Here is a 20,050-nt window from a genome sequence, read left to right as displayed (position 1 = left end):
TTTGTCAAACGTATGTATCTGATGCGTATTCTCGGCACGTTTCTCTGTTTTATTCCCATCCTCTCTGTGCTGATTGAACAGAATCGTTCAATCTGGCTGATGTGTTTGCTGGCGTTGAACGCGTTTATCTGGCCTACGCTTGCCTGGTATCGGGCGCGAAATTCGGCCATGCCGCTGGTGACTGAGCATCAGAATCTGGTGCTGGACGCCGGGGCGGGGGGATTCTGGATCGCCATGATGGCGGTTAATCCGCTGCCGTCGGTGGTCATTGCCACCATCATGTTGACCGACCGGCTCTCGGCAGGGGGCGTTACGCTGATGAGAAAGGCGGCCATCACCATGGTGGGCGTTTTTCTGGTGACCTGGCTGACGCAGGGAATGGCGGTGGATATGTACGTTTCGCAGCGCACCATGTTTGCCACGCTGCCGCTGATTGCAATTTATCTGCTGGCGCTGAGCATATTAACGGACAGCATTGCGCTGCGCCTGCGGATCAAGAGCCGGGAGCTTGAGCGGATCGCGATGATGGATCCGCTACTGGATATCGCGAACCGACGTCTGCTCGAAAAGCGCATTGACCACGAACTGAATAAACTGCGCCAGACGTGCCGGGAATCGGCCCTGATGTTCATCGATATCGACAATTTTAAAGACGTTAACGATCGTTTTGGTCATAAGGTTGGGGATGCATTGCTGGCGGCCGTCTCGCAAATACTGCATTTGTCGACACGCCCGAACGATACCCCCGCACGCCTTGGCGGCGATGAATTTGTGGTGTTGCTGCCGGATACCACCCTTGAAGAGGCGCAAGTTGTCGCCAGACGCATTATGGATGCGGCTGCAATGAAAAAGGAGGTGGCTCAGGAGACGGTGCATTGCACGCTCAGCATCGGTATCGCCTGTGCCACGCGAGAAATGATAAGCGTAACCGACTGGCTACAGGCCGCGGACAACGCCCTGTACCGCGCCAAGCGGGACGGTAAGAACAGAATATTCGCGCACTGACAATGTCTCTGTTTAGGCTACGCTTTGAGTAACGCTTTGCGTCAGGAGACGTTATGAAAACACCTGCAACCCCAGCAAATGAAATGGAACGTCTGAACTCGCTGCGCGAGTCAGGCCTGCTTGAGATCGACAGTTCCCCGGCGTTTGACCGGCTGACACGTCTGGCAAAACGCTTCTTCCAGGTTCCCCTGGCGATGGTCAATCTTATTGATGAACACTCGCTGATTGTGAAGTCGGCCGATGGTCAGGCGCCTGGAACCGTTCCGCGTAATATCTCGTTTTGCGGCCATACGATCCTCAGCGAAGCGCCGCTGGTGGTTGCCGATATGCGTCAGGACGATCGATTTGCCGATAACCCGCTGGTGGCCGGTGAGCCCGGGGTAAGGTTCTATGCCGGTTTTCCACTGCGTTTACGTGACGGGGCGAGCGTGGGATCGCTGTGCCTGATTGATTATTCTCCTCGTGAATTTTCCGCAGCCGATCTTGCCGTGCTGGGCGACCTGAGCGCGCTGGCGGAAGACGAGTTTGCTGCCGTCAGCGCGGCGACAACCGATGAATTAACCGGTCTGTTTAACCGTCGGGGCTTTAACCAGCTGCTCCGGTTCACGCTCTCCGTAGCCAGACGTCGGGCGGAGCCGTTAACTCTGGGCTGGCTGGATCTGGATCGCTTCAAAGAGATTAACGATCGCTACGGGCATGAAGAGGGCGACAACGCGCTGAAAGTGATGGCGGAACTGATGCGCACCTCTTTCCGTGAAGCGGATTTGCTGGTTCGCTTTGGCGGCGATGAGTTTGCCGTGCTGTTTGCCGATACCGACGAGCAGGGGGCCTGGATTGCCATGCAGTATCTGGCCGAGCAGGTTGAACAGTACAATGCGCGCAGGCTGCATCCCTGGTCAATCCATTTTTCCTGGGGGCTGAGCGAGTTCGATCATAACGGCAACGATCTGCAGCAGTGGATGAAAGACGCGGATGAAAAAATGTATGCCATGAAGCAGCAGCGCAAGCGCGCAACATGACATAACAAAAGCCTATGTCTGATGTGATTGCGTTACGTAAATGTTAAATGCACAGTGAGCTTATTCAACGTAAGGAAAACCCATGAATACCTCACTGCAGATCAAAACCCTCACCCGGGACGATATTCTCACCCACCTCGATGCGCTGGCCGATATCCTTGAAAACTGTGTCAGGGGCGGCGCTTCCGTCAGTTTTATGTTGCCATTCAGTACCGATAAAGCTCGTGCTTTCTGGCAGGATATTGCCGGTAGCGTAGGGCGTAACGAACGCGTTGTGCTGGCCTGCATCGATTCTCAGGATGGCATGATTGGCACCGTGCAGCTCATTACCGATCAGCCGGAAAACCAGCCGCATCGTGCCGATGTGGCAAAGCTGCTGGTGCATGAAAAAGCGCGTCGTAAAGGTGCCGCGATGGCGCTAATGGAGGAACTGGAAGTGCAGGCCAGAGCAAGAGACATCTCGGTGCTGGTGCTGGATACCTCAACCGGCAGCGGAGCGGAGACCTTCTACCAGCGTGCTGGCTGGCAAAAAGTGGGGGAGATCCCGCGTTATGCGCTAATGCCGGATGGCGCGATGACTGCCACATCGGTCTTCTATAAGTTCTTGCGATTATTTCCCTCAATGACGTGATGAATTGATCAAAAGCGGGGTTCTGGTCGAAAATCTTTGGTAAGTTATCATACCAATTTAATCAGGTTGTACGACTAATCATAAAAGGACCCCATTGTGAACACACTTAACCGTCGTGATTTCCCCGGTGCTCTCTACCCCGAACGAATCATTCAGTTTGGCGAGGGCAATTTCCTGCGTGCGTTTGTCGACTGGCAAATCGACCTGTTAAACGAACATACCGATCTCGATGCCGGCGTCGTGGTCGTACGCCCAATTCAAAGCGACTTCCCGCCGTCATTAAGCACTCAGGATGGCCTGTATACCACGATCATTCGTGGTCTGAATGAGCAGGGCGAGGCGGTCAGCGAAGCGCGTCTTATCCGCTCGGTGAATCGGGAGATCAGCGTCTACAGCCAGTACGATGAATTTCTGAAACTGGCGCACAATCCGGAGATGCGTTTTGTCTTCTCCAACACCACCGAGGCGGGGATTAGCTGGCACGCGGGCGATCGTTTCGAAGATGCGCCAGCGGTGAGCTATCCAGCGAAGCTGACGCGGCTGCTGTTTGAGCGCTTCAGCCATTTTAACGGCGCAGCGGACAAAGGCTGGATCATCATTCCGTGCGAGCTAATAGATTATAACGGCGAAGCGCTGCGTGAACTGGTGCTGCGCTATGCACAGGCATGGGCACTGCCAGCGGAATTTATTCAGTGGCTGAATGCGCATAACAGCTTCTGCTCCACGTTAGTTGACCGCATTGTAACGGGGTATCCGCGCGACGAAGCAGCGACGCTGGAAGCCGGGCTTGGCTATCACGATGCGTTCCTGGATACCGCTGAACATTTCTACCTGTTTGTTATTCAGGGGCCTGAATCCCTGGCCAGCGAACTGCGTCTGGACAAATTCCCGCTGAACGTGCGGATTGTGGATGACATTAAGCCGTACAAGGAGCGCAAAGTGGCGATTCTCAACGGCGCGCACACAGCGCTGGTGCCGGTGGCGTTCCAGGCGGGGCTGGATACGGTGGGCGAGGCGATGAATGATGCCGACATATGCGCGTTCATCGAAAAAGCGATCTATGAGGAAATCATTCCGGTCCTGGATTTGCCGCGTGATGAACTGGCCTCTTTCGCCAGCGCCGTTACGGGTCGTTTCCGCAATCCGTATATCAAGCATCAGCTGCTATCGATTGCCCTTAACGGCATGACCAAGTATCGCACGCGCATTCTGCCGCAGCTGTTGGCGGGGGTGAGGGCATCTGGCACGTTGCCCGCTCGCCTGACGTTCGCGCTGGCCGCACTGATCGCGTTCTACCGTGCAGAGCGTAACGGGGAGAACTATCCGGTGCAGGATGACGTGCACTGGCTTGCTCGTTACCAACAGCTGTGGGCGCAGCATCACGATAAACAGATCACCACCCGCGAGTTGGTCGCCTCCGTTTTAAGCGTTACTGAGCACTGGGAGCAGGATTTAACTCAGGTAGAGGGTCTTGTCGGTCAGGTTTCGCGCGATCTCGACGCGATTCTGCAACAGGGGATGCGGGCCGCAGTAAAACCGCTTTGTTAACCCATGCCCGGCTTCGGCCGGGTATTTTATATCCCATTAGTTACAACATACTATTGACTCGTTTATGTAAAACAGGCTGTAGCACCGTGCGGTTTATTGCTTATCAGGTGATAAAATGCAATCTGTTATTAACAAGCTTGCAACCGTGACAGGGATCACGTTTAATAACGCGGCTCTTTCCTTTCCTGAAGCTGACTATGATTGTTCGTCCCAAACAGCACTGGCTACAACTGATTTTCGTCTGGCACGGTTCGGTACTTCCTAAAATCTATACCCGGTTATTACTTAACTTCCTGCTATCCATCGCCGTTATTCTGATGCTGCCGTGGTATACCTCGCTGGGCATTAAATTTACCGTTGCGCCGTTCAGCATCCTGGGTGTGGCCATCGCTATCTTTCTGGGGTTCAGAAACAACGCCTGCTATTCGCGCTACGTTGAGGCGCGCCAGCTGTGGGGGCAACTGATGATAGCGGCACGCTCGTTATTTCGCGAGGTTAAAAACACCTTGCCGGATGATAAACATCTGGGTGAGTTCGTCCGCCTGCAGATCGCCTTTGCCCATTGTCTGCGCATGACCCTGCGTCGTGAAAAGGGGGAAGGGCAACTGTCGCGCTATCTGGCGGCGGAGGATTTACGCAACGTCATGGCCGCCAATTCCCCGGCGAACCGTATTCTGCTGATCATGGGTGAATGGCTGGCCGTCAGACGCCGTAACGGAGACCTCTCCGATATTCTGTTCCACAGCCTGAACAACCGTCTCAACGATATGTCGATTGTCCTGTCAGGCTGCGAGCGCATCGCCACCACGCCCGTGCCATTTGCTTATACGCTTATCCTTCACCGTACGGTCTATCTGTTCTGCATCATGCTGCCGTTCGCGCTGGTCGTTGACCTGCACTACATGACGCCGTTTGTCTCTGCGCTGATTTCGTATACCTTCATTTCGCTGGATACGCTGGCAGAAGAGCTGGAAGATCCGTTTGGTACCGAAGACAACGATCTGCCGCTGGACGCCATCTGCAACATGATGGAACGCGATCTGCTGCAGATGAACGATGAAGAGAACATTCCGGAAAGGCTGATGCCGGATAAGTATTATCAGCTGACCTGACGGGCGTTCCACTCGTCCCGGGTGATTTCCCACAGCTCAGAATCGAGCATACCGCTGACGTACGCTTTCTTTTCCGTTCTGATAAGCCGCATGCCGCTACTGTCTGAAATACGACGGGAGCGGCTATTGGCGGCCGCCTTCGGCGCGCGCAATACGGGTTTGTTCAGCGTGTTAAACCAGTAATCCGTTGCCGCAATGCTGGCTTCGCGCATATATCCCTTTCCCTGAAACTCCGGCGCCAGCCAAAACCCGCGGTTGTTATCTTCCACATCGTACAGGCAGATAACCCCCATCAGTTCGTCCGGCGCTTCACGACGGCGGATGCTCCAGAACCAGGCAATCCCTTTCGCCATATCCGGCAGCGCCACGTTGTTGACATAGTTCTCCGCGCCGTTATCCGGGTAGGGCCAGGGCACGGAAGAGACCAGATAGCGGACGATCTCCCAGCGCGGATAGCGCTTTTGTATCTGAACGGCATCTTCGGCAACCAGGGGTTTTAGCAGCAAGCGTTCTGTCGTGAGCGTCGGTATCGTCATCCGCAGATCTCCATATTTAAGCGTTAAGATTTTGTTTGCGTTCTGGTATTTTCATCTCTATCACATTCAGTTGAGGCGTGCTGAGTTTATACCCTACCAAAAATAGGCATCATTTCTTCAATGGCGAAATTTTAATGCGCTTGTGGTCTCTTTTAACCGGACGTGTTTTCCAGGATCTCCTTCAGCATGGCAAAGAGATAGAGGAGGCCATTGCTCGTCGTGATACCCGTGTTTTGAATCATTCCACCCCCGAGCTGGAAGGGTATTTTTCTCGCCCCCTCAGCGAGCTTCCGCGTCAAAATCCTTACCCGGTAGCGGCGCTGTTACCTCTTTTTTTAGTGGCGTTTGCGTTAAACCTTCTGCCTTTTCTCAGCGCGTTGCAGGGTTTGTCACCTTTACACCATGCACTGAGCTTTTTCGCACCATTATTAATAATGACAGGCGCGCTCATTGTTATCAGCGTGCTTCTGGCCCGAGGGGTAACGTCAGGATTGTTGGGGTTTATGGCAGTGTTCATCATTCTGCTGGTCATAACTCTCGTTCAGGTTCTGCATCTTCTGTTTTCTCATAGCGGAAACCTTTGGCCACTGGTCACCGCATCCTTCGCGCTGATACTTTGTCGGATGGTAATGAATAGCAGCGGCTTTGTGCTGTTTACCCTCTATTGTCGCACTCAGCGTCTTGCCAGAGTTGCACGTGAAATCCGGTTAAAAAACCATTAAAGAGGTGATATGACGTTACGAAAAGCACATCCGCAGGAAGCTGAAATACTCTGGAATATTCGCAATCAGGCGATTCGTCAAGGCTGTAAAACCAGTTACGACGCGGACGTCATTGCGCGCTGGACGCCCGACGACATGCCGGAGCATTACCGGCAAATGGTCATTGAATACCCTTTTTACGTGGTGGAAGATGAAAAGGGCGACATTGCGGCAACTGGCTATCTTGATCTGGATACCCACTGTCTGGAGGCGATATTCACCTTGCCGGCGGCATCCGGAAAAGGCATGGCGACCCGGATTGTCGAGGCGCTCAAACAGGAGGCCCATAGCCGGGGGTTAACCCGCCTGACGCTCGATGCAACGCCTAACGCCCGGTCGTTTTACCAGAAGCTGGGGTTTGTCACGCTGAGCGAAAAGTATCATCACTCGCGCATGGCGGGCGCTGATTTACGCTGTTTTGAAATGGCGATCAACTTGTAATGTGAGGAACGCATGGCTGTCACGGTAAGACCTTTAAGCGCAGGCGATTACGCCCAGTGGCGACCGCTGTGGGACGGGTATACCCATTTTTATGACTGTTTTCTCGATGAATCGGTTACCGCATCGACATGGGAGAGGGCGCTCTCAGCGCATTCACCGATGTTCTGCCGCGTAGTAGAGAAAGACGAAAAGATCATTGGTTTCGCGATGTGCATTCTCCACGAAGGCACATGGTCAACGGCCCCCGTTTGCTACCTGGAAGATCTGTTTGTCGATGCCACCGAACGCGGTGTTGGGGCCGGGAAGGCGCTCATTGATGCCCTGATAGCCGAAGGCAAGCGCGAAGGGTGGTCGAAACTGTATTGGGTGACCCGGGAGAACAACCCGGCGCGTAAACTCTATGACAAATACGGCGAAGCTGACGATTACGTACGCTACCGCCTCTCGCTGTAAGCCTGAATCACCTGTGTTTGTATCACACTGTATCTGCGTACCGGATACATACACAGGATTGCAATAAACCCCCTTTCGCACATATCCGCTATACAAACGCGTGTTGTTATATCCCCGTCAACTGTTCTTAACCGGAGATACCAACATGTTCAGCAAACTCGCGTATTCAACCCTGGCGTTAACCGTTTCTCTTGGCACCGTTATGTCCTGTCAGGCCGAAGTCACCGGCAAAGATGTTGCCGCAGCCTTCGATCACCCTCAGCAAATTAACGCTGGCGCTCTGAATATCGGCTATGTCGATATCGGACCAAAAGAGGGCCAGCCGGTGATTCTGTTACACGGCTGGCCCTACGATATTCACAGCTATGCCGAAGTCGCACCCGCGCTGGCGGCAAAAGGCTACCGGGTCATTGTGCCTTCGCTGCGCGGCTACGGCACCACGCGCTTCCTGTCAGCAAGCACGCCGCGTAATGGCCAGCCTTCGGCCATGGCGAAAGATATCGTTAACCTGATGGATGCCCTCAACATTAAGCAGGCTGTTTTTGCGGGATACGACTGGGGCGCCCGTACGGCGGACATTGTCGCGGCGCTGTGGCCTGAACGCGTCAAATCCCTTGTTTCGGTAAGTGGCTATCTCATCAGCAGCCAGCAGATTGGTAAACAGCCGCTGCCGCCAAAAGCAGAGCAGCAGTGGTGGTATCAGTTCTATTTCGCAACAGAACGCGGTGCCGAAGGCTATGCCAAAAATACCCATGACTTCGCCCGTCTGATCTGGTCTCAGGCCTCACCAGACTGGAAGTTTTCCGATGCGACCTTTAACGCCAGCGCAAAATCCCTGGATAACCCCGATCACGTCGCGGTTACGCTCAGCAACTATCGCTGGCGTTTAGGGCTTGAAAAAGGCGAGCGTAAATACGACAGCTATGAGCAGAAGCTGGCGACATTGCCAAATATCACCGTTCCGACAATCACCATCGAAGGCGGCAACAACGGGGCGCCACATCCTGCGCCGCAGGCCTATGCCGGTAAATTCACGGGTAAATATGAACACCGCACCTTTGGGGCCACCGTGGGGCACAACCCGCCGCAGGAAGATCCGCAGGATTTCGTCAAGGCGGTTATCGACGCGGATAAGCTGTGATATGTGCTATTTTCAATACGTTACCCCTCAGTCAGGAGAACCCGGTGGAGCATATTGATCATATCCTTGTCGTCGATGACGACAGGGATATTCGTGAATTGATTGTCGACTATCTCGTCAAGTCGGGCTATCGCGCGTCTGGCGCGGCAAACGGCAAAGAGATGCGGGCCGTGCTAGATAAACAGCATGTCGATCTGGTGGTGCTGGACGTGATGATGCCAGGCGATGACGGATTAACGCTCTGCCGGGGACTGCGCAGTGGTAAACATAAAGATCTGCCGATCCTGATGCTGACCGCGCGCAACGAAGAGACAGACCGGATCCTGGGGCTGGAAATGGGGGCCGATGACTATGTCGTGAAGCCCTTTGTTGCGCGCGAACTGCTGGCGCGCATCAAAGCCATTTTGCGTCGTTTTCGCACCATGCCACCCAATCTGCAGGTGACCGAGGCCGGGCGCCTGGTGATGTTCGGCGACTGGCAACTGGACACCGTTGCCCGTCACCTGATCGACAGCGAGGAGATGATTGTGGCACTCAGCGGGGCAGAATACCGACTTCTGCGCGTGTTCCTAGACCATCCTCAGCGTGTGCTGAGCCGAGATCAGTTGCTTAACCTGACCCAGGGGCGAGATGCTGAACTCTTTGAGCGCTCGATTGACCTTCTGGTCAGCCGGGTTCGTCAGCGGCTGAATGAAGATGCCCGCACGCCGGCCTACATCAAGACCGTTCGCAGCGAAGGGTACGTTTTTACCATGCCGGTGATCATCAAAGAGGCCAATGAATGAGGATCTGGCCACGCTCTTTACTGACGCGACTGCTGATCATCGTGATGCTGGGGCTCCTGCTGGCCAACGCGCTCAGCCTCACGCTGGTCATGCTTGAGCGAATGCGCAGCGCCCGCACGGTGATGCTCGGCAACCTGGAATATGACGTTTCCACCAGTGTGGCCATCCTCGACCGGCTTCCCGCAAAGGAGCGTCCAGCCTGGCTGGAACGACTGGCGCGGGGGAACTATCGCTACATTCTGGGAACCGGCGAACCGGGGCCTGCACCGCATGACAAACGCTCGCAGGATGCCATCCGCACCCTGACAGAGGCGCTGTCGGCAACCTGGCCACTGACGTTTACTGCCGTGCCGGGGCCGGTTTCCCATATTCAGGCCCACCTTACGCTGAGCGATGGTTCGCCGCTGACCATTGACCTTATCCCCCGAATGCCTCCGGTCGCCAGCTGGCTGCCTGTAGTGCTTGTGTTGCAGCTACTGCTTCTGGCGTTCTGCTCATGGATTGCCGTGCGTCAGGTTATTCGACCCTTTTCTCAGTTTACCCGGGCGGTGGATTCCCTCGACCCGGCAGCAAGCTCGCCAATGACCGAGGCAGGGCCGGTCGAGGTGCAACGGGCCGCGCACGCCTTTAATGCGATGCAGGCGCGTATCCAGTCTTACCTGCGCGAGCGCGCGCAGATCCTGGCCTCCGTATCGCACGACCTTCAGACCCCGATAACGCGCATGAAGTTGCGCGTCGAAATGGCGGACCAGCCGGAGCTACGGGACAAGTTGCTCAACGACCTGGATAATATGACGCGCCTGGTGCGGGAAGGAATAGCGTATGCCCGGTCATCAGAATCTCTGGAAGAGACCTCGCTCAAGCTGGAGTTGAATGCCTGGATAAACAGCATCGCCAGTGATTACCAGGACATCGGGAAAAACGTGCAGCTTCAGGCAACCGATGCCCGTCTGCCCGTGGTCACGCGTCCGCAGGCGCTACGCCGGGTGATGACCAATCTGCTGGATAATGCGCTGAAATTTGGCGACTACGCCGTCATTACGATTCATTCAGATGCCCATCATGTTACGATCGCTATTCGCGATGGGGGGCCGGGGATACCGGACGCCGAACTGGAGGCGGTATTGCAGCCGTTTTATCGGGTGGAAACCTCACGAAACCGCGACACCGGGGGCACCGGATTAGGGCTGGCAATCGCCGCCCAGTTGACTGCGCAGTTAGGCGGGAAATTGCATCTGGCGAACCACGTCGAGGGTGGGCTGGACGTTTCGATTACGCTGCCGCGCGGGTAATTGTACGGTTTTGTATCGGACAGCCCTCATGATACGCGCGCAGACAATTCGCGCTGATTTGCACACATCCTGAACATATCAACACGGTGAAATAACCTCACTGCAGCTTCGCAGGGCATCTGTAATGTGAGGTCACTATGTTTCTGATAATCGCTTTTCTGGGCGGAATGATAAGCCTGCTCAGCCCATGTACACTCCCGGTTATTCCACTGCTGTTTGCCGGGTTCCAGGGGCAACGACGGCATATTCTGGCGTTGCTCGCGGGGATGATTGTAATGTTCACCCTCGTGGCACTGGTGGCTACCGCCGCCAGCAACTGGATCGCCCAGGCGACGATAGCAGGGCGCTGGGTCGCACTGGTTGTACTGGCAATAGCCGCGCTGGCTCTTATTTTCCCGACATTCGCCCAGCGTATTGCCGGACCGGCCGTCAGCGCAGGTAATCTACTCAACACACGCAGCGGACAGACGCGCGGTACTCTCTCCGCGTTTCTGGCCGGGCTGGCCGTCGGGTTGCTCTGGTCGCCGTGCGCCGGACCGATTCTGGGTGCCATCTTCAGCCTGAATATTGCCGGTCACTCCGCCATTGCCACGGGGGCACTGCTGGCCGCTTACGGCAGCGGATGCGCGCTGATGCTGGGGCTGCTGGTTATCGGTGGTCGCGCGCTGATGGCACCCCTGCGCGCCAGATCGGCATTGATGGAAAGGTTACGCAAGGGGGCGGGCGTGGTGATGTTAGCGACCGTTGCGTTTAACGCCACCGGGATGACGTCCGTTCTGAAAGGCGCTAACGGGGTCGCAGACCGTCTGGAAAATTCGCTCCTGACGCTGGCGAAACCCGCAACGGCACCGGTGAAGCTTCAGCCGGTGGTGATGACCGAGCCCAGCAGCCAGTTACCCTCCTTAAGCGGCGGAACAGGATGGGTTAATGGTGACCCTGTCACGTCTGACTCTCTGCGGGGGAAGGTCGTATTGATTGATTTCTGGACGTGGGACTGCATCAACTGTCAGCATACGCTCCCGCACGTTCGCGACTGGGCCAAAAAGTACCAGGCGCAGGGTCTGGTGGTAATAGGTGTGCATACGCCGGAATACCCGTGGGAAAAACCGCTCGCCTCGGTACAAAAAGCGGTGACGAAATGGCAGCTCCCGTATCGGGTGGTCACGGATAATAACTATAAGATCTGGAACGCCTTCGGGAATCAGTACTGGCCCGCGCACTACTATTTCGATGCCAAAGGGCAGTTGCGCTACACCTCCTTTGGCGAAGGCAATTATGACCAGCAGGAAAAAGTCATTCAGCAGTTGCTGAAAGAGGCCCGCTCCTGAGCCGACTTATGGCTGACGTTGAGCAACGATAAACAAGCGTGGAAATGCCAGCAGTATCTGCCCGTTTTCCTGAAGCGGATACTGCTCTTCCAGCAGTTCATGGTAGCGTTGCAGGAACTGCTTCTGCTCGCTTTCGTTCAACTCCTGTAACCACGGACGCAGCCCCGTGGCGCTGACCCAGTCAATAATCGCCTGATGCGACCCCATTTTATGGAAATAGGTTGTGCGCCAGATATCCACGTCGCAGCCTGCCTCCGTCAGAATATCGTAATACGCATGGACACCGGGCAGAGGTTCACGGCCTCGATTCGGATAACCTTGTTCAACAGCCACTTCACGCATCGAGACGTGTGTCGATTCAAGCCAGTTATCGGGCATCTGGACCGCCAGCACGCCGTTTAGCTTCAGCAGCGAAACCAGATGCGGCAGGAGCTCGTAATGGTCAGGGATCCACTGTAGCGAGGCATTCGCATAAATCAGGTCCAGCGGTTGGCCTGGCTTGTACTGGCGAATATCGGCCTCAACAAAGTGGCAATCGGGCAACGCCTGGCGCGCCTCTTCGAGCATCGCCGGTGAGTTATCGACACCGGTGATGTGGGCGGAAGGCCAGCGATGCTTCAACAGCGCGGTGCTGTTTCCCGGTCCGCAGCCTAAATCAACGATGGTAGACACCTCATCCAGTGGAATTCTGGCGAGCAGTTCAGCAGCAGGGCGCGTGCGTTCGGCACCGTATTGCAGATAAAGCGAAGGGTTCCAGTCGGCCATTTTTGCCTCTCCGTGTTGAATTCATCAGCAAGAATAGCACAGGCAGAGACCCGCACTGGGGCAGGTCTCGACCGACGCAGTGACTACAGAACGCCTTTCAGCGCGATATGGTAAAGCAGCATGATCGTTTTGCCGTCGACAATCCTGCCGGTATCAATACCGCGCAAGGCCTCATCCAGCGGCATTTCCAGCACGTCGATATCTTCTCCCTCTGACTTGATGCCGCCGCCTGCGCTGGCCCGATCCTGCGGCTGATACTCTGCGATATAAAAATAGAGTTTTTCCGTGACGGAGCCTGGGCTCATGTAGGCTTCAAAGACTTTCTCAACACGGGAGACACGATATCCGGTCTCTTCTTCCGCTTCCGCCTTGATGCGGCTTTCGGGATCCATGTTATCCAGCAGCCCGGCAGCGGCCTCGATAAGGTCGTCCTCATGGCCATTGATAAAGACCGGAAAGCGGAACTGGCGCGTCAGGATCACCGTTCTTTTATCACGGTTATAGAGCAGTATCGTGGCCCCGTTTCCCCGGTCATACACTTCGCGGCTTTGCCGCTGCCATTCGCCGTCGCGTCGCTGCAGCTCAAAGGTGTACTTTTTCAGGATGTACCAGTTATCCGACAGGGTTTCATTTTCAATGATGCGCACATCTGCACGTTTCGATTGCACGTTTGCTGCTCCTTACGTAGAGTGATCGTCATAAACAGCACTATCATGCACATTCAAGATAAATCGTGCAATATCAGGAATCCACAATGCTCACCAGTCAGCGAAAACAATTAATCCTCGAGAAGCTTGCCGCTGAAGGCCAGGTCCAGTCTAAAGCGCTCAGTGCACATTTCGCGGTGTCAGAAGACACTATTCGTCGTGATCTCCGCGAACTGGCGGCGGAAGGGCGTTTGCAGCGTGTCCATGGCGGTGCGCTGCCGGCCTCGTCGGCCACTGTGCCGTTTGCCGAGCGTAAATCGGTGAAGATGGACGCGAAAAAAAATGTGGCCCGCAAAGGCGCAAAGCTCATTTCCCCTGGGCAGGTAGTGATTGTCGACGGCGGCACAACTACGTCGGAACTGATCGCGTATTTACCGGCGGATTTACGCATTACCGTGGTCACACACAGCCCGAGCATTGCCCTTGGGCTCGTCGAGCATCCTTCGATTGAAGTGATCCTGATCGGAGGACGTCTGTACAAACACTCCATCGTGACGGTAGGCGCAGCGGCCATTGAAGGCATCGACAATATCCATGCGGATCTGTTCTTCATGGGGGTTACCGGCATCCATCCAGAAGCGGGGCTTACTACCGGCGATTTCGAAGAGGCGTGCATCAAACGTGCATTTTCCTGCAGGGCCGCCGAGACAGTGGTCCTGGCATCGCCAGAAAAAATTAACACCGCGTCATCGTTTGTGATTGGCGAACTATCGCTGGCCAATACGATTGTCGTGGAAGATGATACCGATCGCGCCTGGATTAGCGCGGTAAGGGAGAAGGGCGTCTCCGTGGTGACGACCTCAGATCCAGAATAACCCTTGAACCTGCCTGTGATCAGCAGGCAGGTTCAGGCGCGTCCTCAGGCCTGAGGGATGCTTTCTAACGAGGTGTAAACGTTCAGCCCGAGCTTACGGGCAACCTCGATATCCATATCAGCTCCCTTAGACGCACCGGCAATACGATAAATCGCGTCGCATTTCCCAATGAGCCGGTGTGCAACGGGATAGAGCATCGCTTCACTGATTTCATCCCCAATGGACGTTGAACCAGCGGCCTTTGCCAGCGGTAGCGCAAGCCATTCACCAATCACCGGAACGTGGCCACGCTGGTATACGGCTAATGCTGCGTTTTCCAGACGGGCAAGGTTTTCATCCATTTTGGCCTGGTCGCCATCAGTCCCGCTGCGCCAGGGGCCCGCGATTAAAATCAACTGTTGTGTCATACATACCTCGTTGCGTGATGGTGCATGAATTTGCACGTTATTATTTGAAGCATCGGTTTCAGCTCTTAAACGTATATTAATAGGCATTATCGTGCAAATACAAGCAGTATCATGCATGGCGGTGATGTTGCATAAGCGCGACGCTGGTCTATGCTCAACATGCAGAGACTCGCCATTCTCTGGGGCAATTGAAAAATAACAATAAGTTGCGTTTCAGGGGGTGGAAATGAATAAGGTCCTGCTCGCATTATTATCCTGCGTGCTCTCGGTCATCTCATTTACTGGCGTCGCCGCCGAGCCACGCCAGGAGCCTACTGAGCAGGAGCGGGCCCGAACCGTTTATATTTTTCATCAACCGATTGTGATGTTGCAGGCCAAATTTGGTCTCACGACGCCTGAAGAACGCGTGTTACGTATTCGCCATACCCTGCGCAATTTCACGCAGCAGGACGTACGTGAACCGCTGAAAATTGTTCCCATCACCCGTTACAACCAGCAGGGAAGGCTGATTGTCATGAACAATAAGCCTGTTTTATTGCTTACGCAGGCGGACCTGGATGAGGGGGACGATTTGACTCTCGACCAGGCCGCTCAGCGCGTGCTGGCGCGGATGGAGGCGCAACGTACGGCGCTTCGCGATCAATATGACACCGGCTGGCTGGCGCTCTCCGCCGGGAAAACGGTCGTCGGGCTGCTGGTTCTGTCTCTTTTCTGGTACGGGGCGTGGCGGTCGTGGCGCTGGGTTCGCAATGTCTGCCGTCGCCGCATTCTTGAAAACCGCAGCGTCATCCCGCAGAGCTGGCGTAAGTTTGTCGGCGCAATTGAGGCTCGTTTGTATGCTTTGCTGATGATTTTACTGGGCATTCTCGGATTGTATCTCTGGCTGAGTTGGGCGTTCAGCTTGTTCCCCTGGACACGCATCTGGGGTGCATCGTTAGGCGACTGGACCATGCGCGTGCTGCGGGATATTGCGCTGTCGATTGTCTCGGCCATGCCGGGAATAATGATTGTCCTGATCATCTTTGTGATTACCGCCTTTATTCTGAAGCTCCTGAAGGTATTGTTAAATCAGGTGGAAGCAGGGCGCCTGCAGCTGCCGGGCATTCATCCTGAAACCGTGGGAGCTACGCGTAAACTGATTTCTGTCGTGGTGTGGTTATTTGCCCTCTCTGCGGCCTATCCGTTTTTACCGGGAGCGAATTCGCTGGCGTTTAAAGGCATTAGCGTCTTCTTTGGCCTGATGCTTACCCTGGGTTCGGCAGGCGTGATGAACCATGCGATGAGCGGACTGGTACTGATCTACTCACGAGCGTTGAGGAAAGGAGACGTTATACGGGTGGCGGATAACGAAGGGCTGGTCACGGAGATAGGCATGCTGGCGACCAAGATCATCACCCGCGAGAACTATGTTGTGACCGTACCCAATGCGGTGGTGGTGAGCGGAAAAATCACCAATCTGAGCGTACAGAACCCTGACGGTGGCGTGAACCTGACGATTGGCGTGACGATTGGCTATGACACGCCGTGGCGACAGGTTCATGCCATGCTGGAGATGGCGGCGAGACGGTCGAAATGTGTTGACCCTTCGCAGCAGCCCCTGGTGCGTCAGCTGGGGCTGATGGACTGGTACATTGCCTATGAGCTGCAGGTAAAATTGCAGCCCGGACAGTCGCTTGCTGAGGCCCGCAATGAACTCCACAGTAACATTCAGGACGTTTTCAACGAGTTCAACGTGCAGATTATGTCGCCAAACTTCGTGATGCAGCCGGAAGGTGCGGTCGTCGTCGCGGAAGAAAACTGGTTCGCAGCACCGGCAGAGAAACCCGCACAAAAGCCATCATGAATCAGTCCGGTGCATGACAGACCGCCTCGATATTATGGCCGTCAGGCGGCCATCATCCTTTTGTGCAATCCTGTCCAATGCCGAAACGGACAAATGGCATATTCAAAACGTCAGGGTTCGAACTGCTGAAATACACCATTCCCGTACGGTTATCCATCGGCTTGTATTTTTTCAGCATCTCCAGTTCGATACCGGTACTCATAAATGATTTGCCGTTTTTATCAAACAGGAAGAAACACATTTTATTGTCTTTGCCCGGCTCAATACTTTTATCAGACGCGTTATTCAGTGTCACCTTGTAGCTAACCATGTACTGCGCTTCGCCAGTTGTGCTATCCCATTGACTTCCCTGGGATTGCCTTTCAGCAAAAAGAGTAATACCGCCCTGAGACGCTTTCTGAGCTGCCAGGGCAGTTCCGGCTGCAGAAACCGCTAAAGTAAGACATACTGCTTTAATTAAGTTACAACGCATTTTTCCTTCCTCCTGTTAACATACAGAGCCGCTAAATGACGGACCGTTTCCGCCCAACAAATGTCCAACGCAGGTAGTCATAAAGCCAGTTAAAGAGCATCGTGTATGGCAGAAAAAACAGTACCAGACCGATCTCGACAAAAAATGCCTCAGTGACTCTTAAATTCAGCATTACCATCGCGACAGGAATTAATGTAATGATAAGTCCTGTTTCAAAGCAGACAGCATGGATTGCACGCACGAGAAATGTTCGTTGAAACGCATATTTTTTCTGCAAGGCGTCAAAGAATTTATTAAACACAAAATTCCATGCCGTGGCAGCAAGTGCAGATATCACGGACAACGAACCCGACTGAAGCACCGACACGTTCATCAGCCACGCAAGTGACAGCGCAATGATGACATTGGCCGTCACTTCGAAAAGAACCGCATGCAAAACGCGTTCTTTAAAACTTTTATCCAGTTCAATTTCCATTTGCTTAGTACGGCTTTTAAAAAAACTGAAGTATATCAGACGTGCTTCAACTTTCTTTAAACGTGAAGGTTAGAATGGCTGTCAGGCCCCGGTTATTCGGGGCCTTGCTCTATGTTCTGAGGAAAAGATGTAAAATCAACCCGATTACCGCACATGCGGCAATTACGTGTGTGACTCTATATTTGAACCGGAATAGTGCGATGGCGGCAGCAAAAGCAATGACCGCTGCTATCCAGTCCATTTTGCCGTCAAATCCCTGTGGCCAGAGCACGTGGTAGCCAAAGAAGAGTGCCAGATTCAGGATCACGCCAACCACCGCTGCGGTAATTGCCGTGAGTGGCGCGGTGAAATTAATATTGTTGTGCGTCGTTTCAATAAAAGGCCCACCGGCGAGGATAAACAGAAACGATGGCAGAAACGTAAACCAGGTCGCCAGCACGGCCGCAACAGCGCCTGCCAGGAAAAGCTGATCCGGGCTATATGCCATATTCACATAGCCCCCGACAAATCCCACAAATGCCACAACCATGATAAGCGGCCCCGGCGTGGTTTCGCCCAGAGCCAGACCATCAATCATCTGCGTTGGCGTGAGCCACTGATAATGGCCAACCGCGCCCTGGTAGTTATAAGGCAGTACCGCATAGGCACCCCCAAAGGTCAGCAGCGCCGCCTTGGTAAAGAACCAGCCCATCTGGGTAAACGGGTGCATCCAGCCAAGGCTCAGATAGAGCATCGCCATTGGCGTTGCCCATAAAAAAACACCGGCAATGATAATCAGGGTCAAGCGTGACCATTTGAAAACCGTATGCGGAGCCGCTGGCGTATGGTCATCAATAATGGCAGCACCGTAGGATTTTCGGCTGGCGTCATGGGCGTTACCCTGACCAAAATGGTCGGGGTAAAGGCGCCCACCCACATAACCCATCATTGCGGCTGACAGGACAATAACGGGAAAAGGGACATTGAGGGCGAAAATGGCGACAAACGCGGCGGCAGCGATTGCCCACTGCGTGCGGTTACGCAGCGCCCGCGAACCGATACGGTGCGCAGCCTGCACAACAATCGCCGTAATTGCCGGTTTTATGCCGTAAAAGAGACCGGCCACGACAGACAAATGGCCATACGCCACGTAAATCCACGACAGGACAATAAGGATAAAAAGGGAAGGGAGCACAAACAGTGTCCCGGCAACCACGCCGCCCCAGGTGCGGTGCATCAGCCAGCCAATATAGGTCGCCAGTTGTTGCGCCTCCGGGCCCGGAAGCACCATGCAGTAATTCAGTGCATGCAAAAAGCGCTGTTCGGATATCCAGCGTCGGTTTTCAACCAGCTCCTGATGCATTATCGAAATCTGCCCGGCCGGCCCGCCAAAGCTGATGAATCCCAGCTTCAGCCAGAATAAAAAGGCTTCACGGAAGCTGACATGCGGAGGTGGAACGCCCGGTTCGTCGTCGACCGGAGGCAGATTGCTGTTCATGAGTATCTGAATCTGTTTTGAATTCTGCTGAGAGAAGGATCCGCTAAGCATATGCCATATTTATGAAAGATGAGTGATGATGGCTACGTCAGCAAACTGAGATAAGAGATTCTAAAGACAGCGGCCGTGTTAACGGTATTTCTTTTTAATTTTCCATGCCTTATAGGAAAGAAACGGCGGCTGAAAAAACCAAATGATGAACAAAGCGATCAACATCGCAACGCCCGTGGATACTACATTTTCTCTGGACGCGATGATAAGAACTATGAGGTAAACAGCAGCAAGCAATATGGTCAATAACAACGCTGCGTTAAAACGTCTGGACAAGTCAGATATCACCTCAGATATCACCATATCCAGAGAAAGGGCATCTTTTGTTATGTACTTACGCAACTTCTGAAGGTCCGAGGATGTAAATCCAGATGCCAGCAGCTTTGCTTCGGTTATCGACATGTTTTCTCCATCAGCGCTGATTACTCTGTGTAATCAAGACTATCAACCAGGTAGCTCAGTGGGTAGCGTTATGTACAAACTCGTAAATGATTTTACAACAGCTATCAGTAGCCAAGGGAACACAATGACGGCCACGGAATGCTGGATTCGCCCTGAATCAACCTTGGTGCGCATAATGTATGACGTTATGTTACAAAAGGGTTCTGAGCCATTCCGGTAGAATGGGGTTGGGTTTACCGGGATGGCGAGGGTTCGTCTTTACACATAGCGTGCATTATGCGCACCAGTGTTTCTTTATGAGTATGTTATAGAGATTGTGCCATCATTTAATATTTGTAGTTCAATATCGGACTTCACAAATTTTTCTCTAGTAAGTCCGCCAAATGTTGACTGTACTAACCAAATCGTATGGATTAAATTGAACGTGGAATATTCTATTTTCTCCTCATCTGATTGATTTTTAATTGTTTTTATTAATTCACTAGCAAAGACAGGTAGACCATCGAATGCCCATTTCGCGCCTTTCTCTTGACCTGCCCCCACGATTAGATACAACACTCAGTTAGTAACGTCGGAATCTTCAT

At 53.8% G+C, this 20,050-nt stretch carries 22 protein-coding genes; 14 read left to right on the top strand and 8 right to left on the bottom strand.

Translation table 11 applies throughout. The features are described from left to right. The first annotated feature begins 12 nt into the window (after nt 1-12). The 5 genes from HX884_RS01855 (at nt 13) to HX884_RS01835 (ending at nt 5,315) form a co-directional block, all read left to right on the top strand. Nucleotides 13-1,005 carry a sensor domain-containing diguanylate cyclase gene (locus HX884_RS01855; RefSeq protein WP_013096607.1) on the top strand — a complete coding sequence of 331 codons (993 nt, stop codon included), beginning with the start codon at nt 13-15 and terminating at the stop codon, nt 1,003-1,005. Nucleotides 1,006-1,058: 53 nt separating this feature from the next. Next, entirely contained in the window at nt 1,059-2,024 is a 966-nt protein-coding gene (locus tag HX884_RS01850) for a sensor domain-containing diguanylate cyclase (protein ID WP_178327561.1), read from the top strand. 82 nt (nt 2,025-2,106) lie between these two features. Then, nucleotides 2,107-2,655 carry a GNAT family N-acetyltransferase gene (locus HX884_RS01845; protein WP_178327560.1) on the top strand — a complete coding sequence of 183 codons (549 nt, stop codon included), beginning with the start codon at nt 2,107-2,109 and terminating at the stop codon, nt 2,653-2,655. A 96-nt stretch (nt 2,656-2,751) separates the two neighbouring features. Further along, nucleotides 2,752-4,203 (top strand): tagaturonate reductase, encoded by a 1,452-nt coding sequence (locus tag HX884_RS01840; protein ID WP_178327559.1) that lies wholly within the window; start codon nt 2,752-2,754, stop codon nt 4,201-4,203. Nucleotides 4,204-4,400: 197 nt separating this feature from the next. Further along, nucleotides 4,401-5,315, top strand: coding sequence for a bestrophin family protein (locus HX884_RS01835; protein WP_057071899.1), 915 nt, complete (start codon nt 4,401-4,403; stop codon nt 5,313-5,315). Here the strand turns inward: HX884_RS01835 and HX884_RS01830 are convergent. Continuing rightward, nucleotides 5,303-5,851: a GNAT family N-acetyltransferase gene (locus tag HX884_RS01830; protein ID WP_013096602.1), complete on the bottom strand. Its 549-nt coding sequence runs from the start codon at nt 5,849-5,851 to the stop codon at nt 5,303-5,305. The genes HX884_RS01835 and HX884_RS01830 overlap by 13 nt on opposite strands. A 134-nt stretch (nt 5,852-5,985) precedes the next feature. Here HX884_RS01830 and HX884_RS01825 point away from each other — a divergent pair, with 134 nt between their 5' ends. The 7 genes from HX884_RS01825 (at nt 5,986) to HX884_RS01795 (ending at nt 12,052) form a co-directional block, all read left to right on the top strand. Beyond that, nucleotides 5,986-6,573, top strand: a complete 588-nt coding sequence (locus tag HX884_RS01825; RefSeq protein WP_178327589.1) for a hypothetical protein — start codon at nt 5,986-5,988, stop codon at nt 6,571-6,573. Nucleotides 6,574-6,582: 9 nt separating this feature from the next. Then, nucleotides 6,583-7,053: a GNAT family N-acetyltransferase gene (locus HX884_RS01820; RefSeq protein ID WP_178327558.1), complete on the top strand. Its 471-nt coding sequence runs from the start codon at nt 6,583-6,585 to the stop codon at nt 7,051-7,053. Nucleotides 7,054-7,065: 12 nt separating this feature from the next. Further along, complete coding sequence (locus tag HX884_RS01815) at nt 7,066-7,506, top strand: GNAT family N-acetyltransferase (RefSeq protein WP_178327557.1); 441 nt, start codon at nt 7,066-7,068, stop codon at nt 7,504-7,506. Between the two features lie 145 nt (nt 7,507-7,651). Next, nucleotides 7,652-8,647, top strand: a complete 996-nt coding sequence (locus HX884_RS01810) for an alpha/beta fold hydrolase (protein WP_178327556.1) — start codon at nt 7,652-7,654, stop codon at nt 8,645-8,647. A 44-nt stretch (nt 8,648-8,691) separates the two neighbouring features. Continuing rightward, nucleotides 8,692-9,432 carry a response regulator gene (locus HX884_RS01805; RefSeq protein WP_178327555.1) on the top strand — a complete coding sequence of 247 codons (741 nt, stop codon included), beginning with the start codon at nt 8,692-8,694 and terminating at the stop codon, nt 9,430-9,432. After that, complete coding sequence (locus HX884_RS01800; protein ID WP_178327554.1) at nt 9,429-10,724, top strand: cell wall metabolism sensor histidine kinase WalK; 1,296 nt, start codon at nt 9,429-9,431, stop codon at nt 10,722-10,724. Before HX884_RS01805 ends, HX884_RS01800 begins: the two co-directional genes overlap by 4 nt. Nucleotides 10,725-10,861: 137 nt before the next feature. Further along, entirely contained in the window at nt 10,862-12,052 is a 1,191-nt protein-coding gene (locus HX884_RS01795; RefSeq protein WP_038980702.1) for a cytochrome c biogenesis protein/redoxin, read from the top strand. A gap of 6 nt (nt 12,053-12,058) precedes the next feature. On the opposite strand, the gene tam is transcribed toward HX884_RS01795, so the two are convergent. Both tam and HX884_RS01785 read right to left on the bottom strand, forming a co-directional pair. Beyond that, nucleotides 12,059-12,817, bottom strand: coding sequence for a trans-aconitate 2-methyltransferase (tam, locus tag HX884_RS01790; RefSeq protein WP_178327553.1), 759 nt, complete (start codon nt 12,815-12,817; stop codon nt 12,059-12,061). Between the two features lie 83 nt (nt 12,818-12,900). Beyond that, complete coding sequence (locus tag HX884_RS01785; protein ID WP_029883288.1) at nt 12,901-13,485, bottom strand: NUDIX domain-containing protein; 585 nt, start codon at nt 13,483-13,485, stop codon at nt 12,901-12,903. 86 nt (nt 13,486-13,571) lie between these two features. Between HX884_RS01785 and HX884_RS01780 the strand changes: the two genes are divergently transcribed. Further along, nucleotides 13,572-14,339 (top strand): DeoR/GlpR family DNA-binding transcription regulator, encoded by a 768-nt coding sequence (locus tag HX884_RS01780; protein WP_062856648.1) that lies wholly within the window; start codon nt 13,572-13,574, stop codon nt 14,337-14,339. A gap of 44 nt (nt 14,340-14,383) precedes the next feature. Here the strand turns inward: HX884_RS01780 and HX884_RS01775 are convergent, their stop codons facing one another. Beyond that, on the bottom strand, nt 14,384-14,746 hold the full coding sequence (locus HX884_RS01775) for a DUF4406 domain-containing protein (RefSeq protein ID WP_023619585.1): 363 nt from the start codon (nt 14,744-14,746) through the stop codon (nt 14,384-14,386). A gap of 226 nt (nt 14,747-14,972) precedes the next feature. Here HX884_RS01775 and HX884_RS01770 point away from each other — a divergent pair, with 226 nt between their 5' ends. Then, a complete protein-coding gene (locus HX884_RS01770; protein WP_178327552.1) occupies nt 14,973-16,589 on the top strand; it encodes a mechanosensitive ion channel family protein in 1,617 nt (538 codons plus the stop codon). A gap of 52 nt (nt 16,590-16,641) precedes the next feature. Here the strand turns inward: HX884_RS01770 and HX884_RS01765 are convergent, their stop codons facing one another. The 4 genes from HX884_RS01765 to HX884_RS01750 all read right to left on the bottom strand — a co-directional run bounded on the left by HX884_RS01765 (nt 16,642) and on the right by HX884_RS01750 (nt 19,466). After that, nucleotides 16,642-17,061 (bottom strand): DUF4354 family protein, encoded by a 420-nt coding sequence (locus HX884_RS01765; RefSeq protein WP_058661529.1) that lies wholly within the window; start codon nt 17,059-17,061, stop codon nt 16,642-16,644. A gap of 31 nt (nt 17,062-17,092) precedes the next feature. Beyond that, nucleotides 17,093-17,536, bottom strand: coding sequence for a PACE efflux transporter (locus HX884_RS01760; protein WP_178327551.1), 444 nt, complete (start codon nt 17,534-17,536; stop codon nt 17,093-17,095). 109 nt (nt 17,537-17,645) lie between these two features. Next, nucleotides 17,646-19,013 carry a chromate efflux transporter gene (gene chrA, locus HX884_RS01755; RefSeq protein ID WP_178327550.1) on the bottom strand — a complete coding sequence of 456 codons (1,368 nt, stop codon included), beginning with the start codon at nt 19,011-19,013 and terminating at the stop codon, nt 17,646-17,648. Nucleotides 19,014-19,142: 129 nt separating this feature from the next. Then, complete coding sequence (locus HX884_RS01750) at nt 19,143-19,466, bottom strand: hypothetical protein (RefSeq protein WP_178327549.1); 324 nt, start codon at nt 19,464-19,466, stop codon at nt 19,143-19,145. Nucleotides 19,467-20,050: the final 584 nt, after the last annotated feature.

Source organism: Enterobacter sp. SECR19-1250 (assembly GCF_013391025.1).
In the GTDB taxonomy this organism is placed as follows: Bacteria; Pseudomonadota; Gammaproteobacteria; order Enterobacterales; family Enterobacteriaceae; genus Enterobacter; species Enterobacter cloacae.
The sequence above is the reverse complement of the archived record's forward strand: the minus strand, read 5'-3'. Positions and strand labels throughout refer to the sequence as shown.

What these genes read in the sequence shown, in the direction of transcription:
- HX884_RS01855 (WP_013096607.1), top strand. Translation starts at nt 13, where the DNA reads ATGTATCTGATGCGTATTCTCGGCACGTTTCTCTGTTTTATTCCCATC.
- HX884_RS01850 (WP_178327561.1), top strand. Translation starts at nt 1,059, where the DNA reads ATGAAAACACCTGCAACCCCAGCAAATGAAATGGAACGTCTGAACTCG.
- HX884_RS01845 (WP_178327560.1), top strand. Translation starts at nt 2,107, where the DNA reads ATGAATACCTCACTGCAGATCAAAACCCTCACCCGGGACGATATTCTC.
- HX884_RS01835 (WP_057071899.1), top strand. Translation starts at nt 4,401, where the DNA reads ATGATTGTTCGTCCCAAACAGCACTGGCTACAACTGATTTTCGTCTGG.
- HX884_RS01830 (WP_013096602.1), bottom strand. Translation starts at nt 5,851, where the DNA reads ATGACGATACCGACGCTCACGACAGAACGCTTGCTGCTAAAACCCCTG.
- HX884_RS01825 (WP_178327589.1), top strand. Translation starts at nt 5,986, where the DNA reads ATGCGCTTGTGGTCTCTTTTAACCGGACGTGTTTTCCAGGATCTCCTT.
- HX884_RS01820 (WP_178327558.1), top strand. Translation starts at nt 6,583, where the DNA reads ATGACGTTACGAAAAGCACATCCGCAGGAAGCTGAAATACTCTGGAAT.
- HX884_RS01815 (WP_178327557.1), top strand. Translation starts at nt 7,066, where the DNA reads ATGGCTGTCACGGTAAGACCTTTAAGCGCAGGCGATTACGCCCAGTGG.
- HX884_RS01810 (WP_178327556.1), top strand. Translation starts at nt 7,652, where the DNA reads ATGTTCAGCAAACTCGCGTATTCAACCCTGGCGTTAACCGTTTCTCTT.
- HX884_RS01800 (WP_178327554.1), top strand. Translation starts at nt 9,429, where the DNA reads ATGAGGATCTGGCCACGCTCTTTACTGACGCGACTGCTGATCATCGTG.
- HX884_RS01795 (WP_038980702.1), top strand. Translation starts at nt 10,862, where the DNA reads ATGTTTCTGATAATCGCTTTTCTGGGCGGAATGATAAGCCTGCTCAGC.
- tam (WP_178327553.1), bottom strand. Translation starts at nt 12,817, where the DNA reads ATGGCCGACTGGAACCCTTCGCTTTATCTGCAATACGGTGCCGAACGC.
- HX884_RS01780 (WP_062856648.1), top strand. Translation starts at nt 13,572, where the DNA reads ATGCTCACCAGTCAGCGAAAACAATTAATCCTCGAGAAGCTTGCCGCT.
- HX884_RS01775 (WP_023619585.1), bottom strand. Translation starts at nt 14,746, where the DNA reads ATGACACAACAGTTGATTTTAATCGCGGGCCCCTGGCGCAGCGGGACT.
- HX884_RS01770 (WP_178327552.1), top strand. Translation starts at nt 14,973, where the DNA reads ATGAATAAGGTCCTGCTCGCATTATTATCCTGCGTGCTCTCGGTCATC.
- HX884_RS01765 (WP_058661529.1), bottom strand. Translation starts at nt 17,061, where the DNA reads ATGCGTTGTAACTTAATTAAAGCAGTATGTCTTACTTTAGCGGTTTCT.
- HX884_RS01760 (WP_178327551.1), bottom strand. Translation starts at nt 17,536, where the DNA reads ATGGAAATTGAACTGGATAAAAGTTTTAAAGAACGCGTTTTGCATGCG.
- chrA (WP_178327550.1), bottom strand. Translation starts at nt 19,013, where the DNA reads ATGAACAGCAATCTGCCTCCGGTCGACGACGAACCGGGCGTTCCACCT.
- HX884_RS01750 (WP_178327549.1), bottom strand. Translation starts at nt 19,466, where the DNA reads ATGTCGATAACCGAAGCAAAGCTGCTGGCATCTGGATTTACATCCTCG.